General features: G+C 73.5%; 25 protein-coding genes. 14 read left to right on the top strand and 11 right to left on the bottom strand.

The window, feature by feature from the left end; translation table 11 throughout:
- The first annotated feature begins 47 nt into the window (after window positions 1-47).
- From ES689_RS02960 to ES689_RS02975, 4 genes are all read left to right on the top strand, one after another.
- On the top strand, window positions 48-1,397 hold the full coding sequence (locus ES689_RS02960; RefSeq protein ID WP_146899967.1) for a glycosyltransferase 87 family protein: 1,350 nt from the start codon (window positions 48-50) through the stop codon (window positions 1,395-1,397).
- Window positions 1,394-1,720 (top strand): thiamine-binding protein, encoded by a 327-nt coding sequence (locus tag ES689_RS02965; protein WP_146899970.1) that lies wholly within the window; start codon window positions 1,394-1,396, stop codon window positions 1,718-1,720. The genes ES689_RS02960 and ES689_RS02965 overlap by 4 nt, the downstream gene beginning before the upstream one ends.
- A 199-nt stretch (window positions 1,721-1,919) precedes the next feature.
- Window positions 1,920-3,506: a hypothetical protein gene (locus tag ES689_RS02970; protein ID WP_146899973.1), complete on the top strand. Its 1,587-nt coding sequence runs from the start codon at window positions 1,920-1,922 to the stop codon at window positions 3,504-3,506.
- Window positions 3,507-3,766: 260 nt separating this feature from the next.
- Window positions 3,767-5,056, top strand: a complete 1,290-nt coding sequence (locus ES689_RS02975) for an MFS transporter (protein WP_146899976.1) — start codon at window positions 3,767-3,769, stop codon at window positions 5,054-5,056.
- Window positions 5,057-5,184: 128 nt separating this feature from the next.
- Here the strand turns inward: ES689_RS02975 and ES689_RS02980 are convergent, their stop codons facing one another.
- The 5 genes from ES689_RS02980 to ES689_RS03000 form a co-directional block, all read right to left on the bottom strand.
- Window positions 5,185-5,862 (bottom strand): response regulator transcription factor, encoded by a 678-nt coding sequence (locus ES689_RS02980; protein ID WP_146899980.1) that lies wholly within the window; start codon window positions 5,860-5,862, stop codon window positions 5,185-5,187.
- Between the two features lie 79 nt (window positions 5,863-5,941).
- Window positions 5,942-7,201: a hypothetical protein gene (locus ES689_RS02985; RefSeq protein WP_146899983.1), complete on the bottom strand. Its 1,260-nt coding sequence runs from the start codon at window positions 7,199-7,201 to the stop codon at window positions 5,942-5,944.
- Window positions 7,198-8,271 (bottom strand): sensor histidine kinase, encoded by a 1,074-nt coding sequence (locus ES689_RS02990; protein ID WP_223269346.1) that lies wholly within the window; start codon window positions 8,269-8,271, stop codon window positions 7,198-7,200. The genes ES689_RS02985 and ES689_RS02990 overlap by 4 nt, the downstream gene beginning before the upstream one ends.
- Before the next feature lie 331 nt (window positions 8,272-8,602).
- A complete protein-coding gene (locus ES689_RS02995; protein WP_146899989.1) occupies window positions 8,603-9,817 on the bottom strand; it encodes a homoserine O-acetyltransferase in 1,215 nt (404 codons plus the stop codon).
- A 73-nt stretch (window positions 9,818-9,890) separates the two neighbouring features.
- Window positions 9,891-11,222 (bottom strand): bifunctional o-acetylhomoserine/o-acetylserine sulfhydrylase, encoded by a 1,332-nt coding sequence (locus ES689_RS03000; RefSeq protein ID WP_146899992.1) that lies wholly within the window; start codon window positions 11,220-11,222, stop codon window positions 9,891-9,893.
- A gap of 182 nt (window positions 11,223-11,404) precedes the next feature.
- Between ES689_RS03000 and ES689_RS03005 the strand changes: the two genes are divergently transcribed.
- The gene (locus ES689_RS03005) at window positions 11,405-12,181 is read left to right on the top strand and encodes an SDR family oxidoreductase (RefSeq protein ID WP_146899994.1); all 777 of its coding nucleotides are present in this window, start codon (window positions 11,405-11,407) and stop codon (window positions 12,179-12,181) included.
- On the opposite strand, the gene ES689_RS03010 is transcribed toward ES689_RS03005, so the two are convergent.
- Window positions 12,168-12,800: a hypothetical protein gene (locus tag ES689_RS03010; RefSeq protein ID WP_146899997.1), complete on the bottom strand. Its 633-nt coding sequence runs from the start codon at window positions 12,798-12,800 to the stop codon at window positions 12,168-12,170. The two genes, ES689_RS03005 and ES689_RS03010, sit on opposite strands and share 14 nt — an antisense overlap.
- A gap of 119 nt (window positions 12,801-12,919) precedes the next feature.
- Between ES689_RS03010 and ES689_RS03015 the strand changes: the two genes are divergently transcribed.
- The 7 genes from ES689_RS03015 (at window position 12,920) to ES689_RS03045 (ending at window position 18,778) form a co-directional block, all read left to right on the top strand.
- Window positions 12,920-13,684, top strand: coding sequence for a YqjF family protein (locus tag ES689_RS03015; protein ID WP_146900000.1), 765 nt, complete (start codon window positions 12,920-12,922; stop codon window positions 13,682-13,684).
- Window positions 13,685-13,892: 208 nt separating this feature from the next.
- Window positions 13,893-14,333, top strand: a complete 441-nt coding sequence (locus tag ES689_RS03020; RefSeq protein ID WP_146900003.1) for a hypothetical protein — start codon at window positions 13,893-13,895, stop codon at window positions 14,331-14,333.
- 128 nt (window positions 14,334-14,461) lie between these two features.
- Window positions 14,462-15,100 carry a phosphoribosyltransferase gene (locus tag ES689_RS03025; RefSeq protein ID WP_146900006.1) on the top strand — a complete coding sequence of 213 codons (639 nt, stop codon included), beginning with the start codon at window positions 14,462-14,464 and terminating at the stop codon, window positions 15,098-15,100.
- Window positions 15,097-15,840, top strand: a complete 744-nt coding sequence (locus ES689_RS03030) for a Type 1 glutamine amidotransferase-like domain-containing protein (protein WP_223269347.1) — start codon at window positions 15,097-15,099, stop codon at window positions 15,838-15,840. The genes ES689_RS03025 and ES689_RS03030 overlap by 4 nt, the downstream gene beginning before the upstream one ends.
- Complete coding sequence (locus ES689_RS03035; RefSeq protein WP_146900009.1) at window positions 15,837-16,523, top strand: uracil-DNA glycosylase; 687 nt, start codon at window positions 15,837-15,839, stop codon at window positions 16,521-16,523. The genes ES689_RS03030 and ES689_RS03035 overlap by 4 nt, the downstream gene beginning before the upstream one ends.
- 175 nt (window positions 16,524-16,698) lie before the next feature.
- Window positions 16,699-17,301, top strand: coding sequence for a GNAT family N-acetyltransferase (locus tag ES689_RS03040; RefSeq protein ID WP_146900012.1), 603 nt, complete (start codon window positions 16,699-16,701; stop codon window positions 17,299-17,301).
- 28 nt (window positions 17,302-17,329) lie between these two features.
- Window positions 17,330-18,778, top strand: coding sequence for an amidase (locus ES689_RS03045; protein ID WP_146900015.1), 1,449 nt, complete (start codon window positions 17,330-17,332; stop codon window positions 18,776-18,778).
- Between the two features lie 47 nt (window positions 18,779-18,825).
- Here the strand turns inward: ES689_RS03045 and ES689_RS03050 are convergent, their stop codons facing one another.
- Genes ES689_RS03050 through ES689_RS03070 form a run of 5 tightly spaced genes read right to left on the bottom strand, consistent with a single transcriptional unit; the run spans window position 18,826 to window position 23,735 of the window.
- The gene (locus ES689_RS03050) at window positions 18,826-19,656 is read right to left on the bottom strand and encodes an ABC transporter ATP-binding protein (RefSeq protein WP_223269348.1); all 831 of its coding nucleotides are present in this window, start codon (window positions 19,654-19,656) and stop codon (window positions 18,826-18,828) included.
- On the bottom strand, window positions 19,653-20,426 hold the full coding sequence (locus ES689_RS03055) for an ABC transporter ATP-binding protein (RefSeq protein WP_133737691.1): 774 nt from the start codon (window positions 20,424-20,426) through the stop codon (window positions 19,653-19,655). Before ES689_RS03055 ends, ES689_RS03050 begins: the two co-directional genes overlap by 4 nt.
- The gene (locus tag ES689_RS03060; RefSeq protein WP_146900018.1) at window positions 20,423-21,268 is read right to left on the bottom strand and encodes an ABC transporter permease; all 846 of its coding nucleotides are present in this window, start codon (window positions 21,266-21,268) and stop codon (window positions 20,423-20,425) included. The genes ES689_RS03055 and ES689_RS03060 overlap by 4 nt, the downstream gene beginning before the upstream one ends.
- Window positions 21,265-22,218 carry an ABC transporter permease gene (locus ES689_RS03065; protein ID WP_146900021.1) on the bottom strand — a complete coding sequence of 318 codons (954 nt, stop codon included), beginning with the start codon at window positions 22,216-22,218 and terminating at the stop codon, window positions 21,265-21,267. The genes ES689_RS03060 and ES689_RS03065 overlap by 4 nt, the downstream gene beginning before the upstream one ends.
- The gene (locus ES689_RS03070) at window positions 22,215-23,735 is read right to left on the bottom strand and encodes an ABC transporter substrate-binding protein (protein ID WP_146900024.1); all 1,521 of its coding nucleotides are present in this window, start codon (window positions 23,733-23,735) and stop codon (window positions 22,215-22,217) included. The genes ES689_RS03065 and ES689_RS03070 overlap by 4 nt, the downstream gene beginning before the upstream one ends.
- Window positions 23,736-24,040: 305 nt before the next feature.
- On the opposite strand from ES689_RS03070, the gene ES689_RS03075 reads away from it, so the two are divergent.
- Window positions 24,041-24,490 carry an SIP domain-containing protein gene (locus ES689_RS03075; protein ID WP_146900027.1) on the top strand — a complete coding sequence of 150 codons (450 nt, stop codon included), beginning with the start codon at window positions 24,041-24,043 and terminating at the stop codon, window positions 24,488-24,490.
- Window positions 24,491-24,583: 93 nt separating this feature from the next.
- Window positions 24,584-25,552, top strand: a complete 969-nt coding sequence (locus ES689_RS03080) for a siderophore-interacting protein (protein ID WP_223269349.1) — start codon at window positions 24,584-24,586, stop codon at window positions 25,550-25,552.
- Window positions 25,553-25,558 lie beyond the last annotated feature (6 nt).

Below are 25,558 nucleotides of genomic sequence, written 5' to 3' on the forward strand. Positions count from 1 at the left end.
GGCGGCACCGGGGCGTCGTGTGACGCCGGACGGCTAGCCTTGCCCGCATGACCGTCGCCGCGCCTCCTCGTGCACCCGGCGCGGACGGCGTCTCGCGCCGCCTGCCCGCGCGCGTCGCGGCCCACCCCGCCGTGCTCTGGTCGGCCTTCGTGCTCGTGCACCTCGTCCTGGGCCACGCCGCCCTTACCGGGCCGAACCAGCCGCTGGGCGACGTCTGGAGCGTCTACCGCACCTGGATGCAGCAGGGCGTGGGAGGCGGCGACTGGGTGGGCGTGGACCGTGCGTGGGTCTACCCCCTGCTGGCAGCCGTGCCCATGCTGCTCGCCCGCGTCGGCGGCGACGCCCACTACGGCCAAGCGTGGCTGACGATCGTGCTGCTGCTCGACGCCGGGGCGTTCGCCGTGCTGACCGGCGGGCTCCGTAGGTCGTGGGCCCGGACGCGAGGCGCGCAGTCAGTGCGCGGACGCCGTCACGTCGGCGCGGCGTGGTGGTGGCTGCTCTTCCTCCTCGCCCTCGGGCCGATCGCCGTGGGGCGCATCGACGCCGTCACCGTGCCGTTCGCGATCGTCGGGATGCTGCTGCTGGCCTCACGGCCGCTCGCCGCCTCGGTCCTCCTGACCGTCGCCGCCTGGGTCAAGGTCTGGCCGGCCGCGCTGGTCGTCGCCGCCGTCGTCGCCCTGCGGGGCCGTGCCCGACGCGACGTCGTCGTGGCCGCCGTGTCGACGACCGTCGCCGTGGTCGCGATCTCGCTCGTCCTCGGCAGCGGGGCCACCGTGCTCGGCTTCGTGCAGGAGCAGGCCGGACGCGGGCTGCAGGTGGAGTCGCCCACCGCCACCGCGTGGCTGTGGCGGGCCGCGGCCGGGGTGCCGGGCACGTTCGTCTACTACGACCGCGAGATCCTCACCTACCAGGTGGAGGGCGACGGAGTCGGCGCCGCTGCGCGCCTCACGACGGTGCTGATGGCCCTCGTCGTGCTGCTCGTCCTGCTGCTGGGGCTGCGGGCCGCGAGGCGCGGTGCGTCGGCCGTGCACCTCCTCGCGCCCCTGTCGCTCGCGTTCGTGACCGCCCTCATCGTCACCAACAAGGTCGGGTCGCCGCAGTTCGTCGCCTGGCTCGCGCCTCCCGTCGTGCTCGGGCTGGTGCTCGCGCGGCGCGGGGGGCCGTCTGCGGCCCTGCCCGCGGGGCTCGCCGTGGGGATCGCCGGGCTGACGCAGGTCATCTACCCGTGGGGGTACCAGGCCCTGCTCGGCGTCGAGCCGTGGATGCTCGTGCTGATCACCGTGCGGAACGCCGCCGAGGTCGTGCTGCTCGTCGTCGCGCTGGTGCAGCTGTGGCGGGCTGGGTCAGGCAGCCGGGGCTGCCGTCCCGGCCACGACGGTGCCAGGATGGCCGCATGATCGTCGCCTTCTCCGTCTCGCCCAGCGGCGGTCCGTCCGCCGGATCGCTCGATCCCGAGGCGCACGGCGACTCGGTGCACGAGGCCGTGGCCGCGGCCGTGGCCGTGGTGCGCGCGTCCGGGCTGCCGAACCGCACCTCCTCGATGTTCACCGAGATCGAGGGCGAGTGGGACGAGGTCATGGACGTCGTCAAGCGAGCGACGGAGGCGGTGGGCCGGTACGGCACGCGCGTCTCGCTGGTGCTGAAGGCCGACATCCGTCCGGGCCGCACGGGCGAGCTCGACGGGAAGCTGGAGAGGCTCGAGGCCGCGCTCGACGACTAGCCGCGCACGGCCCGATCGGCGGGCTGCTGGGCGCACTGCCGAGGGCGCCTCGCCAGGTGATGCGGGATCGAGTCGGGTCCTGCGAAGGGCCTCAGACACCCGTGGGTGAGGGCGCGTTCACCCGTCCGTAGGGCAGGTGCTCGGCCAGGATGAGCTGGGAGTGACCACGTGGTTGCGCCTGTGAGCCAGAGGAGCCACCGTGAGACGTCCGTCCCTTGTCACCCTCGGAGTCACGGCCCTCGCCGTCGTCGCCAGCACCGTCACCCCCCTGGCATCCGCGCCGGCTCCGGCATCAGCCGCCGTCACCACGCCGGTCCTGAGCGTCTCGAGCACGCACGAGGCCGGCTACCCGAGGGGCCGGCAGCACGCAGGTGTCGGTTCATCCGCATCCATCAGTGCCGCGACCCTCACCGGCGGCGTCACCATGACCGGGACCGAGAGCAAGGCCGGAGCCGGTGACAGCGTGACCGTGTCCGTCCAGCCTCCGCAGGGGCAGCGGCTCGCCATCGGGCGCTACTCCATCGACTCTCGCGTCCAGGACGCCACCCGAGCGCGTGTGGAGATGTCCGTGGGCTCCCTCAGCGAGGGCTTCGTGGGCGACGTCGAAGTCCTCGATCTCGCTGCGGACGCCACGGGCAAGCTCACCCGCTTCGACATCGTCTTCCGCAACGGCACCGAGTCGCCCGCCTACGCCTACTTCGGCCAGCTTCGCCTCGGCCAGGCGGGAGACACCGGGGCAGTCCTGAGCGCGACGACCGTCCAGTACCCCGGTACGCCGATCGGCTCCGTGCCCACGAGCGCCACCGAGACGATCTTCAACACCAGCACCGCACCCCTCTCCGTCGGCACGGCAGCAGTCACCACCGGCTCGACCACCGACTTCAGGATCAGCGACGACACGTGCAGCAACACCACCCTCGCCGCCGGGGCGAGATGCACCTTCAAGATCGGCTTCGTCCCCACGAAGGCAGGACCACGCCAGGGCATCGTGACCGTCAGGGTCGGCGCGACCACGAAGCAGATCTCCCTCGCAGGCTCGGCCCCCCTGGGCACGACCGGGATCACGTACAAGGGCGACGACTACGTCTCCGGGGGCACCACTCACAGCTTCCCCGACGGATCCTTCACCACGGTCCTCGGCAGCAACGCCAGCGACGGCTACTCGTTCGTCCCGCTGCGCCCCTACGGACTCGACACCGGAGCAGACACCACGCGCGTCGACGTCGTTCGCTACGGCGGCGGCCCGTTGGCGATCGGCACCTTCGACACCAGCGAAGACACGGGGCCCGCTCCCGACTCGACCGCGAAGTACGGGCTCGCTGTCCGCGGATCCGGGCGTGGCTGCGGTTCCTACACCGGCAAGCTCACCGTCTCCGCGTTCGACGTCGACTCGGCCGGCGTCCTGACTTCTGCTCGCATGTCCTGGACGCTTCGGTGCACGTTCTCCGACGGCACCATGACCGGGTCCCTCAACTGGCGCAACCGAGCCGACAAGGCCGCCCCCCGTGCGGTGACGTCCCTCGGGGTCGCTGCCGCCGCGAGCGGCACTCGCACCGCGACGTGGCGCGCCTCCACCTCGACGGACAACCGGGAGACCTTCGTCCGCCTCGTGCCCGGCACGGTCAAGGGCGCCACGCCCACCAGCGGGCTGCCGGTCACCGTCACCAGCACCACTTCCGCGAGACTCCCGGCACTGATCACCGGCAAGAGGTACACCCTCGTCGCCTGGTCCGTCGACACCGCCGGCAACCTCGGGCCCCGTGTCGCCCTCCCCGTCACGGGCTGACAGCCGTCCGGGCGTCGTCGCTCTCGGGACGCCGACGTGACGCCCGACCCAGTCAGGACGAGCGGGCCGTCGTCGCGAGGCGACCGGATCGTCTGGGCTGTTGCCTGACCTGGCGAGGCCGTAAGATCGTCGTGATCGGGTCGAATCGATTCGAACCGATTCGACGCGATCGACGGGCCGCGTGCCCGTCGCTCACCAGACAGCTCGAGGGAGAGTCCCTGGTCCCCAGCCCGCCCCTCCGACCTCGAAGGCAGCCGCCCGTGATCGTCCTCACCACCCGTCGCAAGACACTCGCCCTGATCGCCCTCGCGCTCGGCGGCTTCGGCATCGGCTCGACCGAGTTCGTCGCCATGGGCCTGCTGCCGAACATCGCGCAGGATCTGCTGCCCGGCCTCTACGCCCAGTCGTCCGACGAGGGCATCGCCCGGGCCGGCTGGCTCGTCAGCGCGTACGCGCTCGGCGTCGTCGTCGGCGCCCCCACGATCGCGGCGATGTCGTCGCACCTGCCCAAGAAGAAGCTGCTCATGGGCCTGTTGACGCTCTTCGTCGTCGGCACCGTGCTGTCGGCGGTGCTGCCGTCGTTCGGCTGGGTGCTCGGGGCTCGTTTCTTCGCGGGACTGCCGCACGGCGCCTACTTCGGCATCGCCTCCATCGTGGCGGCGACCATCATGGGCCCCGGCAACCGCGGCAAGGGCGTGGCCCTCGTTCTCAGCGGCCTCACGATCGCGAACGTCATCGGCGTGCCGGCCATCACCGCCCTCGGCCAGGCGCAGGGCTGGCGCGTCGCCTACCTCGCCGTCGCCGCGATCTTCGCGCTGACCTTCGTCGCGGTCTGGCTGGCGGTGCCGCGCATGGAGGGCGACTCGTCGGCATCGATGCGACGTGAGCTGAGCGCCTTCAAGAAGCCCCAGGTGTGGCTGGTCATGGGCGTCGGCGCGATCGGCTTCGGCGGGTTCTTCGCGGTCTACAGCTACATCGCGAACGCGGTGACCGAAGGTGCGGGCGTCGACGAGGGCGTCGTGCCGTGGGTGCTCGTCGGGGTCGGCGTCGGCATGACGATCGGCAACGTGATCGGCGGCTGGGCGAGCGACAAGAACCTCAAGGCCGCGCTCACCGTGGGGTTCATCGGGTTGATCGCGGCCCTGGTCGCCTACGCGCTGCTCGTCGACGGCATCGTGGGCATCTTCGTGACGACGTTCTTCCTGGGCCTCGTCAGCTCGATGATCGGGCCGTCGGTCCAGTCGCGTCTGATGGAGGTGGCCGGCGAGAGCCAGGTGATCGGCGCCGCGCTCAACCACTCGTCCATGAACCTCGGCAACAGTGCCGGCGCCTACCTCGGCGGCGCCGTGATCGCGGCGGGCTTCGGCTTCGCCGCACCCGGCTGGGTCGGCGTGGCGCTCGCCCTCCTCGGCGTGGTGCTCACCGTGATCAGCTTCCGGCTGCAGAAGTCGGGCGACGCGCGCCAGGCGGCGCTCTGTGCCGCCGCCAGCGAGGCCGACCACAAGGAGGACACCGACACGGGGTCCGTCTTCGTGGTGCAGGGGCGCTAGCAGCGCCGCTCGAGCGGAACGGACGCGAAAAGGGACGAGATGCCCGGTGCCCCCGGCGATCTCGTCCCTTTTCGCGTATTTCGTGAGCGACGGCACGGCCGCCGCGCCCCGGCCGCAGCCGAGCAGCCCTAGAAGCTGGTCTGCGCCGGAGTGTCGGTCTGCAGCAGGATGCCGTCCGTGATGGCGCGCTTCCGCAGCGCCACCTTCGTGCCGACGTCGTAGCCCGCCACGCGGTACTTCTCGCGGATGCGCTTGAGGTAGCTCTTCGCCGTCTCTTCGCTGATGCCGAGCTGGTACGCCACGGCCTTCACGGGCTCGCCGCCGCCGTAGAGTGCCATGACTCGCCTCTCCTGGGCGCTGAGCTTCGGCACCCCGCCGATCTCGGCGGCGTTGAGCGCGAGGTCGAGCTCGGCCGAGATGTACGACTCGCCCTTGGCGGCGGCCCGGATCGCCTCGACGATCATCTCGGCGTCCTCGCTCTTGACGAGGTAGCCGAGAGCGCCGGCGGCCAGGGCCTCACGGACGACGTTGGGCTCGGAGTAGGTGCTCATCAGGACCGTCTTGACACCCGTCGTCTTCAGGGTGTTGATCTTGAGCGAGATCGGGATGTTGTCCTTGAGGTCGAGGTCGAGCAGCACGACGTCGACGGGGAACTCGGGGTGCGTCAGCAGCTCGGGCCAGGACGCCACGGCGGCGACCATCGAGATGTCGCTGGCTGCGCCCCGGATCCACTCGCTCAGGGCGCCCAGGAGCATCTTGTGGTCGTCGACCAGGGCCAGACGGATGCGGTCGTCGGGAGTCGTCACGGGGCGGTCCTTCTTTCTGAGGAGGTGGTGTCCATGCTAGACGGACTGGTCGAGGTGCAGACGGCCCTGTCGCGGGGGGTCACGACTCGGCCGGGTTGTCGACGACGCAGTGGATGCGGAGCCTGAGGCTGGACTCGTGGGTCGACGCCGAGTACTCGCCGACGCGCTCGAGGGCGCTCCACGTCGCGGGGGTCACCCGGTTGCGCCGGATGCCGGTGGTCGAGACGACGATCGGGACCTCGACGCTGCGACCTGCCAGGGAGGCGATCGACTGCGTGACGGCGGCCACCGGGCCCAGCGTCAGCGTGATCGCCGCGCTCGGCGCCCTCGTCTTCGAGTCGCCGAGCAGGAGCCACACGGCCTGCAGCAGGCCGTCGCGCTGTGGCGGCGCGAGCAGCCCCGCGAGCGACGACGGGTCGACGAGCGTCACCGAGCGTCCGAGGTACTCGGACTCGGTGACGGCGTGGTGCAGCCAGGTCTCGCGTCGGCCCTCGATCAGGTGGAGGCGCAGCTCGGTCGCGAGGGACGCGGCCTGCGAGGCCACCTTGGGAGACAGGGGGAGCGGCACGTCGCCGCCGGCGACGCCGTCGAGGAGCTTCTCGGCCGCGAGGTCGAGGCGGGCCAGCTCGTCGCTCGCGAGCATGCCCACGGCGAAGCGCGGCTGGGACACGTTGCTCTGCACGAGGACACGGTCGAGCTCGACCTGCACCATCCGTCGGAACCGCTGCACGACGGAGACCGCGACGGCGCCCGGGAGCACGGCCAGGGCGACGATGGATATCTGCTGGGGCACGGAGTCGGCCGTGAGGGGAGTCGACGCGACGACCATGACGGCGAAGCCGACGAACAGGAGCCCGACGGCGACGACGATCTCACGGGCGGGCCGGAGCGTCACGACGGGCAGCAGGCCGAAGCCGACGGCGACGCTCGCCGTGGCGTAGGCGCCGACGTCGTGCAGGGGCCAGACGGCGACGAAGTCGAGGGCGACGACCACGACGAGGATCCCGCCGATGACGGCGAAGACCCCGCCGGTGAGGCGCTCGCCCCGGATCGTGACGAGGGCCGCGGTGCCGACGAAGACGGCGATGTAGAGCAGCCAGGCGACGAGCGCCGGCGCGACCACCGGGTAGTCGCCGAGGTGGCTGAGGAAGAAGACCAGGCCGTAGACGGCCTGCACCGCGGCGACCACGGCGGCCCCGAGCCCCAGGTAGCCGGTCCCGAGGGTCGCGCCGGCCGCGCGCGCCTGCCGCAGGGAGCGGGCGCCGGTCGAGCCGATCGGCAGGCCGCGGGCGGCCCTCCGTCCGCGCTGCACCCCGAGGGTGTTCTCGTCGATGCTCATCGCGGTGCCTCCAGGACGACGGTGGTGCCGGCGCCGGGCGACGAGAAGAGGCGGGCGCTACCGCCCACCTCGCGCAGGCGGCCGACGACGGACTCCTTGAAGCCGAGGCGCTCCTCGCTCACGCCGTTCAGCTCGAAGCCGACGCCGGCGTCGGTGACCATCGCCCGCACCATCGAGTCGTCGTGGATGATCGTGACGTGGGCCTCGGTCACGCCCGCGTGTCGCCGCACGTTCTCGAGGCACTCGGCGAGCGCGAGCAGGAACGCGTCGAGCACGTGGGTCGGCAGCAGCACCTGGCCGGTGCCGTGCCAGCTGACCTCGAGGCCCATCCGGCCGAACCGCTGCTTGACCGATTCGAGCGTCTGCCCGAGCGGCGACTCCTCGACGGTCTCGAGCGTGTACTCGCCGGAGGCCTGCGGCTGGGGCGTCCCGCCGAGTCGCAGGTGACGGAGCAGGCGCGCGTCCTCGGCCGCCTGCGCCTGCAGCGCCTCCGGGGTGACCCCCACGCCCGAGTGCGCGAGCAGGGTCAGGGTGGCCAGGACCGTGTCGTGCAGGAGGCGCGCGCCCTGCCGGCGCTGCGCCTCCGTCTCGCTCGCCTGCCGTTCCGCACGGTGGGCGTTGCCGATGCTGTAGATGCGACGGGCCGCGAGGGGCACGGCGCGGCCGAGCCAGATGCCGACCACGAAGACGAGGACCCAGCCGAGCACGACGGCCGCGACGGGGAACGTGAGGACCGACCCCGTGGCCAGCGAGACGCACGCGACGGAGACGGCGAAGGCGACGACGGCGGTGACGACGCGGATGCGGCTCGTGGACAGGACGAACGCGAACGACGCGTTGGCGCCTCCTGCGAGGGGGATGACCGCCGTCGCGACGGCCGCGTCGGCGGGGGCCCCGAAGGGGAGGAGGGCGACCACGGTGGCGGCGAGGCCGGCGGCCATGCCGCCGAGCACGGCCCAGCGCGAGCCCGACCTGCCGACGACGACGAGGGCCGCGACCAGGACGGCGACGAGCGCGGCCACGAGGGCGAGGTGGGCCGGCTCGGTCACCCCCGGGAACGCCAACGCCACGAGGGACACCCCAGCGCACGCGATCCCCAGGGTTCGCGTGGTGGAGCTCAGGAGCCGATCGCGTTCCTGGGCGAATATGTCCATGGTGATCCAACGTGTCCGGACGACGTGGTGCGTGCCTGTCGGGTGACAGCGACCCCTCATGTTTTCACATGTACAGGTCCTGTGAGGCCCACGGGCGCGCGCGACGCGCCGTGGAGGTGCGGTTCGCTCGCGTCGAGGTCAGCAGCCGATCGGGGGACGTGTCGGCCGAAATGGGGACACGTCGACCGGGCTGACCCGGACGGCTCCGGACCGACCCTGGACGGCTCCGGACCGACCCGGACGGGGCTCAGGGCTGGCTGGCGAGCAGGCGTCCCAGGTGCCGGCCCACCGCGTCGTCCTCGATGAGGAAGCCGTCGTGGCCGTACTCGCTGGCGACGACGACGGCCTCGGCGCCGTCGAGGCCGTTCGGCAGGTGCCGGGCGATGGCCTGCTGGTCGCGGGCGGGGAACAGCCGGTCGCTGTCGACGCCGAGCACGAGGGTCCGCGCCGTGACCCGCCCCAGCGCCTCCTCGACCCCGCCGCGGTCGCGGCCGACGTCGTGGGAGTTCATCGCGCCGAGCAGGACGACGTAGCTGCCGGCGTCGAACCGCCGCGTGAACTTGGCGCCGTGGAAGTCGAGCCAGCTCTCCACCTGGAATCGGCCAGGCCCGCCCAGGGGCGAGATGTCGCTCTGCCAGGCCCGCCCGAACCGGGCTGCGAGCTCTTCGGGCGAGCGGTAGTTGAGCAGGGCCATCCGCCGGGCCAGGGCGAGGCCGCGCCAGGGCCCCTCGCCGTCCGCGGCGTCGTAGAAATCGCCCCCGGCGAAGGCGGCGTCCATGCGGATCGCCTCCGTCTGCACCGTGTTCAGGGCGATCTGGTCGGCGCTCGCCAGCGGCGGCGCCGCGAGCACGGCCAGCCGCTCCACCCTGTCAGGGTGCGTGACGCCCCACTCCAACGCGTGCATCCCGCCCATCGATCCGCCGACGACGGCCGCCCAGCGCTCGACGCCGATCGCGTCCGAGAAGGCTGCCTGGGCGGCGACCTGGTCGCGGATCGTCAGGTGCGGGAACCTCGAGCCCCACTCGACCGCGTCGGGCCCGAACGACGACGGACCGGTGCTGCCCTGGCAGCCCCCGAGCATGTTGGGGGCGACGACGAACCAGCGGTCCGTGTCCACGGCGAGGCCCGGGCCGACGATCCCGCCCCACCAGCCCGCGGTCCGGTGGCCGGGGCCGGCCGGCCCCACGACGTGGCTGTCGCCCGTGAGCGCGTGCAGCAGCAGCACGGCGTTGTCGCGTGCGGGGGAGAGCTCGCCCCAGGTCTCGTAGGCGACCCGGACCCGGTCGAGCGACGTGCCGCTCTCGAGGTCGAGCCGGTCGAGCGAGACGAACGAGCGATCGCCCGGGTCGTCGCCGTCTCGCCAGGCGCCGGTGACGGGCGGGCGGGCCAGCATGGCGAGCCGGGTGCGCTCGCTGACGACGCTCGACGGGACGGTGTCCTCGGGGGTGCTCTGCCAGTCCATGTGCTGCCCATCCTGGTGGACCCGAGGAGGCGCGGCCCGATTGTTACGCCCGCCGCGCCTCCCCGGTGCGGCCTCAGGAGGTGCGGAGCGCCTCCTGCGTGACCGCGCGCGCCGCCGCGAAGCCGGCGTCGAGGTCGGCCTTGAGGTCGTCGACGTTCTCCAGGCCGACCGAGAGCCGGACGAGGCCGGGGGTCACGCCGGTCGTGAGCTGCTGCTCGGGGGTCAGCTGCGAGTGCGTCGTCGAGGCAGGGTGGATGACGAGGCTCCGCACGTCGCCGATGTTCGCGAGGTGGCTGAACAGGCGCAGCCCGTCGACGAGGGCCCGGCCGGCGTCCACGCCGCCCTTGAGCTCGAACGAGAGCACGGCCCCGACGCCGCGGGGCGCGTACTTGTTCGCCGCCGCGTACCAGGGGCTCGTCGGCAGCCCGGCGTACCAGACCGCGGCCACGTCGTCGCGGGCGTCGAGCCACTCCGCGATCTCCTGGGCGTTCTGCACGTGCCGCTCGATGCGCAGGCTCAGCGTCTCGATGCCCTGGATGAGCGAGAACGCGCTGTCGGCGCTGTTCGAGGCGCCGAGGTCGCGGAGCAGCTGCACCCGGGCCTTGATGACGTAGGCGAGGGCGTCGCCCACCGCCTGCGTGTAGACAGCGCCGTGGTACGACGGGTCGGGCTGCGTGAGGCCGGGGAAGCGCTCGGCGTTGGCGCTCCAGGAGAACGTGCCGCCGTCGACGATGAAGCCGCCGATCACGGTGCCGTGCCCGCCGAGGAACTTCGTCGCCGAGTGCACGACGATGTCGGCCCCGTGCTCGATCGGACGGATCAGGTACGGCGTCGCGATCGTGTTGTCGACTATCAGGGGCACGCCCTCGGAGTGGGCGACGCCCGCGACCTTCTCGATGTCGAGGACGTTGATCTTGGGGTTGCCGATCGTCTCGGCGAAGAAGAGCTTCGTGTTCGGCCTGACGGCGCGGCGCCACTCGTCGGCGTCGTCCTGGTCCTCCACGAAGGTGGTCTCGATGCCGAGCTTCGCGAGCGTGTAGCGGAACAGGTTGTACGTGCCGCCGTAGATCGACGACGACGAGACGATGTGGTCGCCCGCCTCGGCGAGGTTGAGCACGGCGAAGGTCGACGCGGCCTGGCCGGACGCCACGAGCAGGGCGCCGACGCCGCCCTCGAGCGCGGCGATGCGCTGCTCGACGACGTCGTGGGTCGGGTTCATGATGCGCGAGTAGATGTTGCCGTTCTCGGCGAGCGCGAAGAGGTCCTGGGCGTGCTGCGAGTCACGGAAGACGTACGAGGTCGTCTTGTAGATCGGCGTCGCCCTGGCGTGGGTCGTCGGGTCGGGGCGGGCCCCGGCGTGGATCTGCTGGGTCTCGAACTTCCAGTCGGGCGTCTCTGCGCTCATGGTGTGCTCCTGCGTCCGGGTCGGGGGTGCTGCGGGTCCGTGTCACGGTACGGAGGCGGGGCGCCGGTGTCCACGGCAGGGGACACGGGGCGTAACGGGTGGCGTCCCCGGGTCGCGCTAGCGTGGGCGACGGCCGGCGACGGCCACCACCGACGAGGACGAACGAGCGAAGAGGACGGCACATGGCGAAGCGGGCACTGGTCACGGGAGCGAGCTCGGGCATCGGCGCGGCGACGGTGCGGCTGTTCCGGGCACGGGGCTGGGACGTGCTGGCGGTCGCCCGGCGCGAGGACCGCCTCCGGGCGCTCGCCGACGAGACGGGCGCGACCTGGTTCCGGGCCGACGTGACGAGCGACGACGACGTCGCGGCCCTGCGCGCGCACGTCGACGAGACCGGGCCGCTGCACGTGCTGGTCAACAACGCCGGCGGCGCCTTCGGCCTCGACTCGGTCGAGCACGGCTCGGTCGACGACTGGCGGCGCATGTTCGACGTCAACGTGCTCGGCACGAAGCGCGCCGTGTCGGCGCTGCTCCCGGCGCTGCGGCGAGGAGCGGAGGAGGCGGGCGGCGCGGACGTCGTGACGGTCACCTCCATCGCGGGCCACGTCGCGTACGAGGGCGGCGGCGGGTACAACGCGTCCAAGTTCGCGGAGCACGCGCTCGTCGCCGTGCTGCGGCTGGAGCTCGCGGGGGAGCCGATCCGCGTCGTCGAGATCGCGCCGGGCATGGTGCACACGGAGGAGTTCTCGCTCGTCCGCTTCGGCGGCGACCAGGCACGGGCCGACGCGGTCTACTCGGCGGTGCAGGCGCCCCTCGTCGCCGACGACGTCGCGGAGTCGATCGTCCACTCCGTCGAGCTGCCCGCCCACGTCAACCTCGACCTCGTGACGATCAAGCCGGTCGCGCAGGCCGCGCCGCACAAGGTGGCGAAGGGGCCGCTGCGGGTCAGCCGCGACTGACGTCGGTGCCGGTGCCGGTGCCGGTCTCGGCGCCGGTGCCGCTGTCGTCGACGTCCTCGCGACCGGCCGCGCGCAGCAGGTCGGCGAGGTCGCCCTCGACGAGCCCGCGGATGCGCTCGTCCCGCCCGTCGTCGTAGTCCGGCGCGGGCGACGCGGCCCAGCCGAGCCGGTCGACCACGGTGCTGCCGACGTCGTCCCAGGCGCGCGACCTGGCCGCCTCGACGACGCCGCGGACGAACGCGTCGTCGTCGCGCCTCCTCGTCAGCTCGGCGGCGAGCGCCTTGGCGGTCGCCTCGCGGAGCTTCAGCGCCCCGGCGTCGTCGGTGCGGTAGTCGAACTGGTGCCGCGACTGGCCGTAGGCGCGGCCGGTCTGGCGGCGCAGGCGCCGCACGCGGGCGGCCCCGGACCGCTGCTGCTCGGCCAGGCGGGCCATGTCGTCGCGGACGACCTCGGTGGCCACGGCCTCGTCGAAGGGCAGCGCCTCCTGCAGCGCCCGCCGGATGACGTGGTTGGTCGCCGAGACCACGAGGGCCGAGCGGACGATCAGGAAGCCCTCGTCGACCGACCGCTCGAGGGCTGTTCGCTCGGCGCGGCGGCGCTGGCCGGGACCGTGGGGCACGGGCAGCCTCCTGGGGGACGGGCGCCGCAGACGGCGGACGGCGAGGTGGACGGGCACCAGGCTAGCCACGTGCGGCGGAGGCTGTGACGGCGCACCGGGGAGCTGTCTACGGTGGCGACATGACCGCCTCCCCGCGGGACGCCTCCCCGGTGTCCGCCGCCGCGCCTCCTCTGCTCCGTCGCCCGTTCGTGCGTCAGCACTGGGGCGACCTGGCCTTCGCGCACTGGCGGGTGGAGCCCGAGCGGGTCGCCCCTCTGCTGCCGCCCGGCACCCGGCCCGACGTCCACGACGGGTCGACCTGGGTCGGGCTCATCCCGTTCCGCCTCTCGGGCAGCGCGTTCGGCCCGTTGCCCGCCGTGCCGTGGGCGGGCTCGTTCCTCGAGACGAACGTTCGGCTCTACTCGGTCGACGACCTCGGTCGTCGCGGCGTCGTGTTCCGCACCCTCGAGGCGCAGAAGCTGCTGCCGGTGCTCGGCGCGCAGGCGGGCCTCGGCCTGCCCTACCGCTGGGCGTCGATGACCCGGCGAGAACGAGGAGGCGTCGTCGAGTACGCGTCCCGCCGTCACGGCCCCGGGGCGCGGCCCTCCAGCCGCCTCGCCGTCCGCCCGCTCGCCGACGAGGTGGTCGGCGACCCCCTCGCGGACTTCCTCACCGCACGCTGGGGGATGCACGTGGCCCGCGGCGGACGCACCCGGTACTGGCCGAACGAGCACGCGTCGTGGCGGCTGCGCCGCGCGGAGCTCGTGGACCTCGACGACGAGCTCCTGGCCGACTCGGGCCTGCCGGGGGTCGCCGACCGCGCGCCTGACTCGTTGCTGTGGTCGGACGGCGTCGACACGGTGTTCGCGCCTCCCGGCGGCCGGTGGGAAGCGCCCCGTGCCTGAGGGCGGGAGATCATCTTCGTGACGTCGGCCCGGGCAGCGGCCACGTTCTCGTCACGGTGTGCCTCCAGCTGCGCCGGCCCCTCGACCCCCTTCACGGTCCTCGCGGCGTAGCCGTCCCGGACGGTCGACCTTGACGCATATTGATATTTACAATATGTTGTGCCCAGATGCTCAGCCACTGGCTGACCGAGGCAGAAGGGTCGCCACGATGGATCTGACCACACGAGGATCGGACTCGGTCCGCGACGACGCACCGCTCGTGCTCGACGCCGATCGCCACGACGCGGTCGAGCGCTTCCCTCGCCTGCGTCGCGCCCCGCTCTTCTCCCTCGACTGGCTCGACGTCCCGAACGACGTCGGTCGAGCCGGCATGCCGCTCGGCACGTGCCTGGTGCTGCGCTGCACCGGCGGACGGGTTCCCGAGAACGTGGTCGTCGAGCTCGCGGACGGCGACGTCCGCCGCACCGACGCGCTGGGTCAGCACTCCGAGCTGGGCATCGCGACGCCGCTCGAGCTCACCGCCCTGGTCGACATCGGCACCGTCTTCGTCGAGTGGTCCTCCTCGGGGGGCGCCCGTCGCACGACCTGGCTCCGCGTCCCGCCGGTGCCGTCCCGCTACCGTGTCCGCCTCCGGGGCCCCGTCCAGTAGACCCGGCCTGCGACGGCACCTGTCCGTCCCGTCGGCCCGGACGCCGGGCAGGGTCACGCGGAGCGACGCCCCGCGACCCCGCCCCCCCCGGCGTCGCCGAGCACGCCCCGGCCCGGTACGGTTGCGGGATGGTCTCCTCACCCGACGCCCCGTCCGACCTCGACCCTTCGTCGGCCGGAGCGGCCCCCGTCGTGGTGGAGGACGACGTGGCAGGCGACCCCGACGCGTCCGCACCTGCGGCCCCGTCTGCGCTCGTGCCCTCGCCTGCGTCCTCGGCCGAGCGCGAGGTCCTCGGCTGGCTCGAGTTCGGCGAGGCCGCACGCCACCTCGCCCGCGACGTGGTGGCGGCCGACTTCACGCCCGACGTGATCGTCGCCGTGGCCCGGGGCGGCCTCGTGCTGGCCGGCGCCATCTCGTACGCCCTCGACACGAAGATGTGCGGGTCGATCAACGTCGAGTTCTACACGGGCGTCGACGAGCGCCTGCCCGAGCCCGTGCTGCTGCCCCCGACCCTCGACGCCCCGGCGCTCGCGGGCAAGCGCGTGCTCGTCGTCGACGACGTCTCCGACTCGGGCCGCACGCTCGCCCTCGTCCGCGACCTGCTGGCCGAGGTCGCCTCCGAGGTTCGCACCGTCTGCTTGTACAGCAAGCCGCAGACGATCCTCGAGCCCGACTTCACGTGGAAGCGCACCTCCCAGTGGATCACCTTCCCGTGGAGCGCCCTGCCTCCCGTGACCCGCGACGCCGGGCAGGGGGACGCCTCGTGAGCATCCACCTGGTGGGCGGCGGCTGGGACCCTGACGAGCCCGGGCTCTACGACCTCTTCGTCGCCGAGGCGGCGGTCCGAGGCCGTGCCGTCGGGCGCGAGGTCCCGCGCGTCGGCGTCCTCGTCGTCGTCGCGGACGACTCGCCCTCGGAAGACTGGCGCACCGGGTTCCCTGCCCTCATCGCGTCCGGCGGTCGCTGCGAGGTCGTCACGACCGTCGTCGAGGCCGGCGAGGTCTTCGACACCCGGGTGCTCAGCGACGTCGACGGCCTCGTCGTCGGCGGCGGGCTGACGCCGGCCTACCTCGAGGCGGTGGCTCCGCTGGTCGACCAGGTGCGCCTCCTCGTGAGCGACGGCCTGCCCTACGTCGGGTTCTCGGCCGGGGCGGCCATCGCGGCCGACCGTGCCCTGCTCGGCGGCTGGCTGATCGGCGACGTCCCCGTCTGCCCGCAGGACGCCGCTGAGGACCTCGACGAGGTCGAGCTCGGCGAGGGCCTCGGGCTCGTCGACCTCGCCGTCGACGTGCACGCCGCCCAGTGGGGCACGCTCACGCGCCTCGTCGCCGCGACCGAGGCCGGCATGGTCCGAGGAGGCGTCGCGATCGACGAGCACACCGCCCTCGTCGTCGGGGAGGGCGCGTTGACCGTGCTCGGCCGCGGCAGCGTCTGGCGCGTGGAGCCGCAGGTCGACGAGCAGGGCGACGTCGTCGGCGTCTCCGTCGGCTCGCTGGGCGCGGAGTGATCGCCCGCCCGCTCGCCGACCTCGTGCACCCGAGCTGGGCTGCGGCCCTCGAGCCCGTCGCGCCGCTCGTGGCCGACATGGGCGAGTACCTCCGCGCCGAGGTGCGCGCCGGTCGCGGCTACCTCCCCGCCGGCGAGGCCGTGCTGCGCGTCTTCACGACGCCGCTCGACGAGGTGAAGGTGCTCGTCGTCGGGCAGGACCCGTACCCGACGCCCGGCCACCCCATCGGTCTCTCGTTCGCCACCGCTCCCGACGTCCGTCCCGTGCCTCGCAGCCTGGCGAACATCTACCGCGAGCTGCACGACGACCTCGGCCACCCGCCCGTCGCGCACGGCGACCTCACGTCGTGGCAGCGCAGCGGGGTCATGTTGCTCAACCGCGTGCTGACCGTGCGTCCCGGGGAGGCCGGCTCGCACCGCGGCAAGGGCTGGGAGCCGGTGACGCAGCGTGCCGTCGAGGTGCTGGCCGCCCGCGGCGGGCCGCTCGTGGGCCTGCTGTGGGGGCGCGACGCGGCCTCGCTGGTGCCGATGCTCGGCGACGTGCCGACCGTGCAGTCCGCTCACCCGAGCCCGCTCTCCGCGTCGCGGGGCTTCTTCGGGTCGCGGCCCTTCAGCAGGGTCGACGCGCTGCTCGTGCAGCAGGGCGGCACGCCGGTCGACTGGCGCCTGCCGGACCTGCCCTGAGCTGGCTGGCCTGCCCGCGCCTCCTCGTGGCCGGTGCCGCGCCTCCTTCGTGATCCAGGAGATCGCGGGCCGCGCCTCCTGGATCGTGCACGGCTCAGGACTCGCGATCCCCCCGCTGCGCGATCCAGGACCCGTCTTCCTGAACGAGGAGGCGGCAGCGTGCCAGAGTGGGGACGTGCTCGAGGAGGAATACCAGCAGAGGCGGCAGCTGCCGCGCCGACTTCGTCCGGCGCCGGCCCCCGAGCCCGAGTTCTCGTTCGAGATCCGGCCGCTCGAGCCCGCCGACCTCCCGTACGTGCGGGAGATCTACGCCCACTACGTCGCGAACTCGAGCGTCACCTTCGACGAGAAGGCGATGACGCTCGCCGAGTGGCGACGCAAGGCCGCCGTCGGGCAGAAGCTCGGCATGCCGTTCCTGGTCGCGGTCAGCCCGGCCGGCGAGGTGCTCGGCTACGCCCACGCGGCTCCCTGGGGCGGCAAGGCCGCGTACCGGTACACGGTCGAGACGTCGATCTTCCTGCGGGCGGCGACGACGGGACGCGGACTCGGCCGGGCCCTGCTGGAGGCGCTGGTCGAGGCCTGCAGGGAGGCCGGCATCCGCGAGATGATCGCGGTCATCGCCGATGCGAAGGCCGACGCCTCCATCGCTCTGCACTCCCGGCTCGGCTTCGTGGAGGTCGGCCGGATGGGACGGGTCGGCTTCAAGTTCGGCCGCTGGCTCGGCACCGTCACGATGCAGAAGTCGCTCAAGAAGCGGCGCGGACGCGACAAGCCGTGACACGGCCGCCCGCGCCTAGGCTCGACGCGTGTTCGAACTCCACCACCTCAGCGCCCAGGAGCAGTGGGACTGGCTCCGCCGCGGCGAGGTCACGCCCCGCGAGCTGACCGACCACTACCTGGCACGGATCGACCGGCTCGACTCGGGCGACGACGGCGTCGGCGCGTTCGTCGCGGTCGGGGCCGACGCCGCCCGCGACCGGGCCGACGCTCTCGGGCGCGCAGGCCGCAGCACGGCGCCGCTCTGGGGCCTTCCCCTCGCCGACAAGGACCTGACCGACCGCGCCGGCCTGCCGACCGGCCTCGGCTCGCGGCTCTCCCGCGGGCGCGTCCCCGAGCAGGACTCGGAGATCTCCGCGGTGCTGGGCGAGGCCGGCGCGGTCAGCCTCGGCAAGACCGCGACGCCCGAGTTCGGCCTCACGGGCTACACCGAGCCGGTGGTCGGGCCCGTCACGCGCAATCCGTGGCGGCGCGATCTCGGCGCGGGCGGCTCCAGCGGGGGAGCGGCCGCCGCGGTCGCCGCCGGGCTGCTGCCCTTCGCGCCCGGCTCGGACGGCGGGGGCTCGATCCGCATCCCCGCAGCCATGACCGGGCTCGTCGGCCTCAAGCCGTCCCGGGGCCGCGTGCCCGCACAGTCGGGCATCACGAGCCTCGGCGGACTCGCCGTCGGCGGGCCGATCGCCCGCACGGTCGCGGACGCCGCGATGCTGCTCGACGCCATGGTCTCGCCCGACGGCCGGGCGCCGCGCGACCACTTCGCCCTGCGGGCGCCAGGCTCGCCCGACGGGGCGTGGCTCGGCACCGCCGTCCGCGGCGAGGGGCGGTTCCAGCTCGGGGTGCTGACGGCCAGCCCGTGGGACGACGCGTACGACGTCCGGGTCGACCCGCGCCTCCTGGGGGTGCTGCGCGACACCGCCGACCAGCTCGACGCCCTCGGGCACGGCGTGGACGACGCGTCGCTGCCGGGCTCGGACCCGGGGGCGCCGAACTACCCGGCCCTGTTCCGGACGATCTGGCAGGCCAGCGCGGCGGGCATCCCCGCCGAGACCGACGACGACTTCGCGCTGCTCGAGCCGATGACCGCCTGGCTGGTGCGGCGCGGCCGCGAGCTCGGCGCCCGCGAGCTGGGCGCTGCCCTCGCCGGCCTGAGCGCCTTCGAGCAGAGCGTGATCGCGGCCTTCGACCGCTTCGACGCCGTGCTGACGCCGTCGCTCGCGCTGCTGCCGCCGGCCCTCGGCTGGCACGACGCCGACGACCCTGAGCGCGCCTTCGAGCAGCAGTGCCTCGTGTCGCCGTTCACCTCGTTCGTCAACGTCGCGGGCCTGCCCGCGATCACGCTGCCGGTGGCAGAGGTCGACGGGCTGCCCGCCGGGGTGCAGCTGATCGGCCGGCCGGGCCGGGAGGACGTGCTGCTCGCGATCGGCGCCCAGCTCGAGCGGCGCCTGCGCTGGCAGCGACGGCATCCCGACTGCTGGTGAGGCGCGGCTGACCTGCGCGGCCGCCCCCGCTCGACGACGGGCCCGGGTCAGGGGCCGTCGAGCGTCGGCACCGACGCGATGAGGCGCTTCGTGTAGTCGTGCTGCGGCCGTCCCAGCACGTCGGCGGTGGCGCCCTGCTCGACGATGCGCCCGCCCTGCAGCACGGCCACGCGGTCGCTCAGGTGCTGCACGAGCCCGACGTCGTGCGACACGATCAGCAGCGACAGCCCGAGGGCGTCGCGCAGCTCGGCCAACAGGCCGAGGATCTGCGCGCGCACCGTGACGTCGAGGGCGCTCATCGGCTCGTCTCCGACCAGCAGGTCGGGGCCGTGCACGACGGCGCGGGCGAGGGCGACGCGCTGACGCTGGCCGCCGCTCAGCTCGTGCGGCCACAGGTCGACGCCCCGGGGCTCGAGGCCGACGCGCTCGAGCACCTCGGCAACCATCCGGCGGTGGTCGCCCGGCACCCGCAGCAGGCGAAGCGGCTCGGCCACGACGTCGCCGATCCGCATGCGGGGGTCGAGCGAGCTGTACGGGTCCTGCAGCACGACGCCCGTGCGGCGGCGCAGCCAGCGGAGGCGCGAGGCGCGGTCGGGACGCACCTCGCGCCCGTCGAACGTCACGGTGCCGGCGGTCGGCCGGTCGAGGGCGAGCAGGAGCCGCACCAGGGTCGACTTGCCCGAGCCGGACTCGCCGATCAGGGCGACGCTCTCGCCCCGTCCGACGTCGAGGTCGGCCTCGACGAGGGCGTGCCGCACCGGCCCCGGCTGGAACGGCGACCGGCGGGGGAGCGTGAAGGTGCGCGAGAGGTCACGGCCGCTCAGCAGCGGCCCGGGGCCGGTGCCTGCGTCGTCGTGCTGCGTGTCCGAGCCGGTCACGGTGCCCTCCAGGTCGTCGCACGCGTCGCCTCGACGAGGCCGCGCGTCACGGGGTGGGCAGGCGAGCCGAGGAGGCGGGCGACCGGCCCGCTCTCGACCACGCGTCCCCGGGACAGCACCGCCGCCTCCTCGGCCACCTGCGCCAGCACCGCGAGGTCGTGCGTGACGAACAGGAGCGAGGCCCCGCGCTCGTCGACCAGCCGTCGGAACAGGGCGAGCACCTCGGCCTGCGTCGTCACGTCGAGGGCGGTCGTCGGCTCGTCCGCGAGCAGCACGGCCGGGCGGGCGATCAGGGCCGTCGCGATCACGGCTCGCTGGCGCTGGCCGCCCGACAGCTGGTGCGGCCACGAGTCGGCGACCGACTCGTCGAGCCCGACCTCGGCCAGGGCCTCGACGGCGCGGCGGCGCGCGTCGGCCCGGGAGACGCGGCCGTGCAGGCGCAGCGGCTCGGCCACCTGGCGCCCGATGGTCATGACGGGGTCGAGGGCCGTGCGCGGGTCCTGGAAGACGGCGGCGATCGTCGCTCCCCGCAACGGGGCGAGCTGCCGGTCGGAGAGGCCGACGAGCTCGCGGCCGTCGAGGCGGATGCTGCCCGTCACGACGGCCTGCGGCGGCAGCAGGCCGAGCACGGCGAGGGTCGTCATCGACTTGCCCGAGCCCGACTCGCCGATCAGGCCGAGGCGGGCTCCGTCGGCGAGGTGCAGCGAGACGCCGTCGACGACGCGACGGCCGTCGATCGTGACGGTCAGGTCGTCGACGTCGAGGCTCACGAGGACGCCCCCCTCAGCCTCGGGTCGGCGGCGTCGCGCACGGCGTCGCCGAGCAGGTTGAGCGCCAGCACGGTCAGCGTGATGGCCAGCCCCGGCCAGACGATCGTCCACGGGTGCACGCCGAGGAACTTCTGCAGGTCCGCGAGGAGGCGCCCCCACGAGGCCGTCTCGGCCGACGCCCCGTAGCCGAGGAACGACAGCCCCGCCTCCGCGAGGATCGACGTCGCCATCGCGAGGGACAGCTGCACGACGAACACCGGCGCGATGTTCGGCAGCACGTGCCGCAGCAGAACGGTCGCGGTGCCGGCGCCCGACGCGCGGGCGGCCGTGACGTAGTCCTCCCGCGCGACGCGGCGGATCTCGCTCCGCGAGACACGGGCGATGGTCACGCCGTAGCCGAGGCCCGAGGCGACAACGACGACCCCGAGCGACCCACCGAACGCCGCGGCGAGTGCCATCGCGACGAGGATGGTGGGGAACGCGACGAGGACGTCGATGAGGACGGCGACCGACTCGCGCACGATGCGTGCGGTCAGCGAGCCGAGGGCGGCGAGGCCGAGCCCCACGACGAGCGCGAGCACCCCGGCCGACACGGCCACGACCACGGTGGTGCCGCTCGCCGCCATCAGGTAGCTGGCGATGTCGCGGCCGACGGCGTCGGTGCCGAACAGGTGCCCGCCCGACGGGGGCAGCCAGGCCGAGTAGGGATCCGTGCGGAACGGGTCGGCCGGGGTCCAGACCCGGCTGACCGCCGCGGCGAGGGCGACGAGGGCCAGCCAGGCGACGGCCGCCGCGCCCTGGGGTCGGCGCAGCAGGGAGCGCACGAACGAGCCGCGCCTCATCGCTCGACCTCGCGCAGCCGGGGGTCGAGCCGCCTGTGCGCGACGTCCACGAGCAGCCCGACGAACAGGACGATCGCGGTGAGCGTCATCAGCTCGCCCTGCACCTTCGTGAGGTCGCGGCGGCCCACGTCGGTGACGAGCATCCGTCCGAGGCCGGGAAGCGTGAAGAGCTGCTCGACGACGACTGCGCCGACCACCAGGCCGACGACCTGCAGGCCGAGCACGCTGACGACGCTGAGCATCACGTTCGGCAGGCCGTGCCGGAGCAGCGCGCGGTCGAGGGTCATGCCCTTGGCCGCGGCGGCGCGGAGGTAGTCCTGGTCGAGCGCGCCGATCGCGGCCGACCGGGTGAAGCGCAGCAGCACCGCACCCTCGATGATCCCGATCGTGAGGGCGGGCAGCACGAGCGAGCGCAGCGCCCGCCCGGGATCCTGCCAGCCGTCGAGCGGCCAGCCCTGGGTGGGCAGCCAGCCGAGCGTCACCGCGAAGAGCGCGATGAGGAGCATGCCGAGCCAGACGGCGGGCACCGCGGCGAGCAGCTGCGATCCGACGCCGACGACGAGGCCGACGGGACGGCGGTGCCGGGCGGCGGCCCAGACGCCGGCGGGGACGCCGATCAGCAGCCCGAAGACGAGCGACAACCCGGCGAGCGGCAGGGTGACGCCGAGCTTCTCCGCGATCTCGCCGGCGACGGGGCTGCCGGTCACGAGCGAGTCGCCGAGGTCCAGCCGCAGCAGCCCGCCGGCCCACTCCAGGTACTGCGCGACGATCGGCCGGTCGAGGCCGAGCTGTTCGCGCAGCGCCGCGACCTGGGCCGCCGAGCCCGTCGTGCCCGCGATCGACTGCGCCACGTCGCCCGGCAGGAGGCGGAGGGTCGCGAAGATCAGCACGCTCGCGACCACGAGCCCCAGGGCGAAGAGGGCGGTGCGTCCGAGCAGGAACCGGGTCACTCCGTGACGGCCAGCGCGGACAGGTCGAGGCGGGTGCTGGTGGACGACGTCGGGAAGCCCGTGACGCCGTCGCGCACGGCCGTCAGCGTCGTCGCGGTGTAGAGCCACTCGGCGGGGGCGTCCTCCGACACGATCCGGGCGGCCTCGGCGAGCTTCGAGGCGGCGACGTCGGGGTCGGTCGCGGCCAGCGACTCGGCGTAGAGCTGCTGGACGGGAGCCGAGTCGTAGCCCCAGTAGTACGTCGGGTCGGCCCAGTTCGAGAAGTCGTGGGTCTCGGCGTGGTTCACCATGCTCAGCTGGAAGTCGCGCGTGCCGCCGTCGGCGGGCGGCGCGAGCACGTCGTTGAGCCAGGTCGTGAAGTCGACCTGCTGCACCGTCAGCGTGACGCCGACGTCGGCGAGCTGGGTGGTGAGCACGTCGCCGATCGCGGCGGGGTAGAAGTTCGCGTACTCGAGCGTGAGGTCGAGGTCGTCGGCGTGGCCCGCCTCCGCCAGGAGCTGCTTCGCCTGGTCAGGGTCGTAGGCGTCGACGTCGGTCAGGTCCTCGTAGCCGGGGTCGAGCTCGGGGATCGGGCCGCCCTGGTCGACGGCCGAGCCGCCCACGGCCGCGATCAGCGCGTCGTTGTCGACGGCCATCCGGATCGCCTGGCGCACCCGCGGGTCGGTGAAGGGGGCGACGGCGTTGTTGAAGGCGAGGGTGTACTTGTCGGTCGTCTGGCCCTGCTCGACCGTGATGCCGTCGACACCGTCGAACTGAGAGGCGAGGGTCGCGTCGACCGCCGTCTGCACGTCCAGGTCGCCCGAGAGGGTCGCGTTGATCGCGGCGGAGCCGTCCGTGACGTAGCGGAACACGACACCGGCGACGCCCGCGGCCTCGCCCCAGTAGTCGTCGTTCCGCTCGAGGCGGAGGCTGTCGCCCTGGGTCCACGAGGCGAGCGTGAACGGCCCCGTGCCGTTGGCGGTCGTCGAGAGGTCGTTGGTGGCCGCCTGCTCGAGCACGAGCCCGGCACGGCCCGTCAGGGCGAACAGCAGGGCTGAGTCGGGCTGCGTCAGCGTGAGCACGACGGTGTCGTCGGCGGGGGAGCTGACGTCGGCGACGGAGGCGAGGTCGGCGTGGCCGGCGAGCGACTCGTCGTCGGCGACCTGCTGCAGCGACCACACGACGTCGGCGGCGGTCATCGCGGCGCCGTCGTGGAAGGTCACGCCGTCCTGCAGGGTGAACGTGTAGGTCAGGCCGTCCGCGCTGATCGTGTGCTCGCTGGCCAGCACGTCGACGATCTCGTTGTCCTGCGTGCGGCCGACGAGGCCCTGGTAGACGTTGTCGATCAGCACCTGGTCGAGGGCGATGCCGGAGGTGGTGCGGACGTCGAGGTCGGAGGGCTCGAGCACGAGGCCCACCGTGACGGTCGCGTCGGCACCGCCGCGTGGGGTGTCGGAGCCGCCCGCGGTGCACCCGGCGAGCAGGGCGAGCGAGGCGGCGGCGGCGACCACGGGGACGAGGAGGCGGGAGGGGCGCATGGCGGTGGAGGTGCCTTTCGGGAGCGGTTCGGGTCGGTGCGCGTCGTCGCTCGTGGCGACCTGCGCACTCCGGTCGAAGGAGGACCGTCGTCGCTTGTGGACGTCGGACCGCGGCTGGCGCGTCGTCGCTGCCGGACTGACGCGCCGCCCCTCGCCCCCGGGTCGCTGCCGGACCCGTGGACGTCAGAGAATCTACTACACGGGCGTCGGCCGGGCGCGGGGCTGTCGGGCGTGCCTGTGCACCTGCCCCGAGGGGCAGCCGCCGAGTGGCGGATGAGGCAAGGCTCACCTACATTGAACGGGACATGATCCTCGACTTCGCCGACCCGCCCCTGCCGTACGACGCGATCCGCGTCCTCTTCGCGGGCGACGCCTCCTCGGTCCCGACCCTCCGGGCCATGCTCGCCGCGCTGCCGATCTGTGCGCGCGGCCAGGTCTTCGTCGAGGTCGACACCGCCGCCGAGATCGAGTCGCTGCCGTCGCCCGGCCGCGTCACGGTCACCTGGCTCGCTCGTGACCGCCGCTCGGGCGCTCCCGGCACCGGGCTCTCCTGCGCGCCCGGCGAGGCGGTCGAGCGCGCAGTCCGTGCCTGGCTCGCGGAGATGTACGTCGACGCCGACGCCCTGGCCGAGGCCGAGCACCTGATCTGGCTCGGCGGCCCTGAGGGGTTCGCCTGGGACCTGCGCCGGGACCTGCACGACATGGTCCCCTCTGCCCAGGACGCCTCGCGCGACCGGGGCGCGACCGCGGTCTGAGCCCGGGCCTCCAGGCCGGTGTGGTCGACACCTGTCGCTCGACGTCGAGATGATCCCTGGCGACTTAGGTTAGGCATGCCTTAGGCTCGACTCGTGACGATCACCGCAGAGGCCCCGCCCGAGGCCCGCCAGAAGCCCGCCCACCGCCCGTACCGGGTGCGCGTCGCGGCCCTGCAGGCCCTGAGCCCGCACTTCGTCCGCGTGACCTTCACGGGCGACGACCTCGGCGACTTCGGGGTCGACGGCCTCGACCAGCGGATCAAGCTGGTGCTGCCGCTCGAGGCCACCGGCTACGACACGTTCCCTACCGACGACTGGTGGCCGTCCTGGCGTGCCCTGCCGGCCCACCAGCAGAACGCCTTGCGCACCTACACGGCCCGCGCCGTCCGGCCGCAGCTCCGCGAGGTCGACGTCGACTTCGTCAGCCACGGCGACCAGGGAGCCGCGGCCGCGTGGCTCGCCCGCACCCGCGTCGGCGACGAGGCGATGCTCATCGGCCCCGACGCGACGAGCGGCGTCACCGGCAGCGGCGTCGAGTGGGCGCCCGGCCGTGCGTCGACCGTGATGATCGCCGGCGACGAGACCGCCGTGCCCGCCATCTCGTCCATCGTCGAGTCGCTGCCGGCCGACGCCAGGGGCTGCGTGTTCCTCGAGGTGCCGACCGCCGGTGACGTACTGCCGCTGGTGGCGCCGCCCGGCGTGGCCGTGCACTGGCTGCCTCGCTCCGGTGACGGTGCGGCGCAGCACCCGGCCGGTGGCGAGGGCGTCGCCTACGGAGTGCCCTTGCAGACTGCGGTGCGCGGCTGGACCGCGCGCTACGTGACGGCCTGGCACCGCGGCGTCGACCTGGAAGAGGTCGACATCGAGCACGACATCCTCTGGGACGTCCCCCAGGGCGAGGCGCAGCACGGCGCGGCCCTGCAGGGTGAGCTGTACGCGTGGCTCGCGGGGGAGGCCGGCGCGATCAAGGCCCTGCGACGGTTCCTCGTGAGCGAGGTCGGCGTCGACCGCCGCCAGGTCGCCTTCATGGGCTACTGGCGGCTGGGCCGCGCCGAGATGTAGCTCCCG

Source organism: Frigoribacterium sp. ACAM 257 (assembly GCF_007954365.1).
Classification (GTDB): domain Bacteria; phylum Actinomycetota; class Actinomycetes; order Actinomycetales; family Microbacteriaceae; genus Frigoribacterium.

Excerpts from the sequence above, each read along its gene's own strand:
- ES689_RS02960 (WP_146899967.1), top strand. The coding sequence starts at position 48 with ATGACCGTCGCCGCGCCTCCTCGTGCACCCGGCGCGGACGGCGTCTCG.
- ES689_RS02965 (WP_146899970.1), top strand. The coding sequence starts at position 1,394 with ATGATCGTCGCCTTCTCCGTCTCGCCCAGCGGCGGTCCGTCCGCCGGA.
- ES689_RS02985 (WP_146899983.1), bottom strand. The coding sequence starts at position 7,201 with ATGAGCATCGACGAGAACACCCTCGGGGTGCAGCGCGGACGGAGGGCC.
- ES689_RS02995 (WP_146899989.1), bottom strand. The coding sequence starts at position 9,817 with ATGGACTGGCAGAGCACCCCCGAGGACACCGTCCCGTCGAGCGTCGTC.
- ES689_RS03000 (WP_146899992.1), bottom strand. The coding sequence starts at position 11,222 with ATGAGCGCAGAGACGCCCGACTGGAAGTTCGAGACCCAGCAGATCCAC.
- ES689_RS03005 (WP_146899994.1), top strand. The coding sequence starts at position 11,405 with ATGGCGAAGCGGGCACTGGTCACGGGAGCGAGCTCGGGCATCGGCGCG.
- ES689_RS03015 (WP_146900000.1), top strand. The coding sequence starts at position 12,920 with ATGACCGCCTCCCCGCGGGACGCCTCCCCGGTGTCCGCCGCCGCGCCT.
- ES689_RS03020 (WP_146900003.1), top strand. The coding sequence starts at position 13,893 with ATGGATCTGACCACACGAGGATCGGACTCGGTCCGCGACGACGCACCG.
- ES689_RS03025 (WP_146900006.1), top strand. The coding sequence starts at position 14,462 with ATGGTCTCCTCACCCGACGCCCCGTCCGACCTCGACCCTTCGTCGGCC.
- ES689_RS03060 (WP_146900018.1), bottom strand. The coding sequence starts at position 21,268 with ATGAGGCGCGGCTCGTTCGTGCGCTCCCTGCTGCGCCGACCCCAGGGC.
- ES689_RS03070 (WP_146900024.1), bottom strand. The coding sequence starts at position 23,735 with ATGCGCCCCTCCCGCCTCCTCGTCCCCGTGGTCGCCGCCGCCGCCTCG.
- ES689_RS03075 (WP_146900027.1), top strand. The coding sequence starts at position 24,041 with ATGATCCTCGACTTCGCCGACCCGCCCCTGCCGTACGACGCGATCCGC.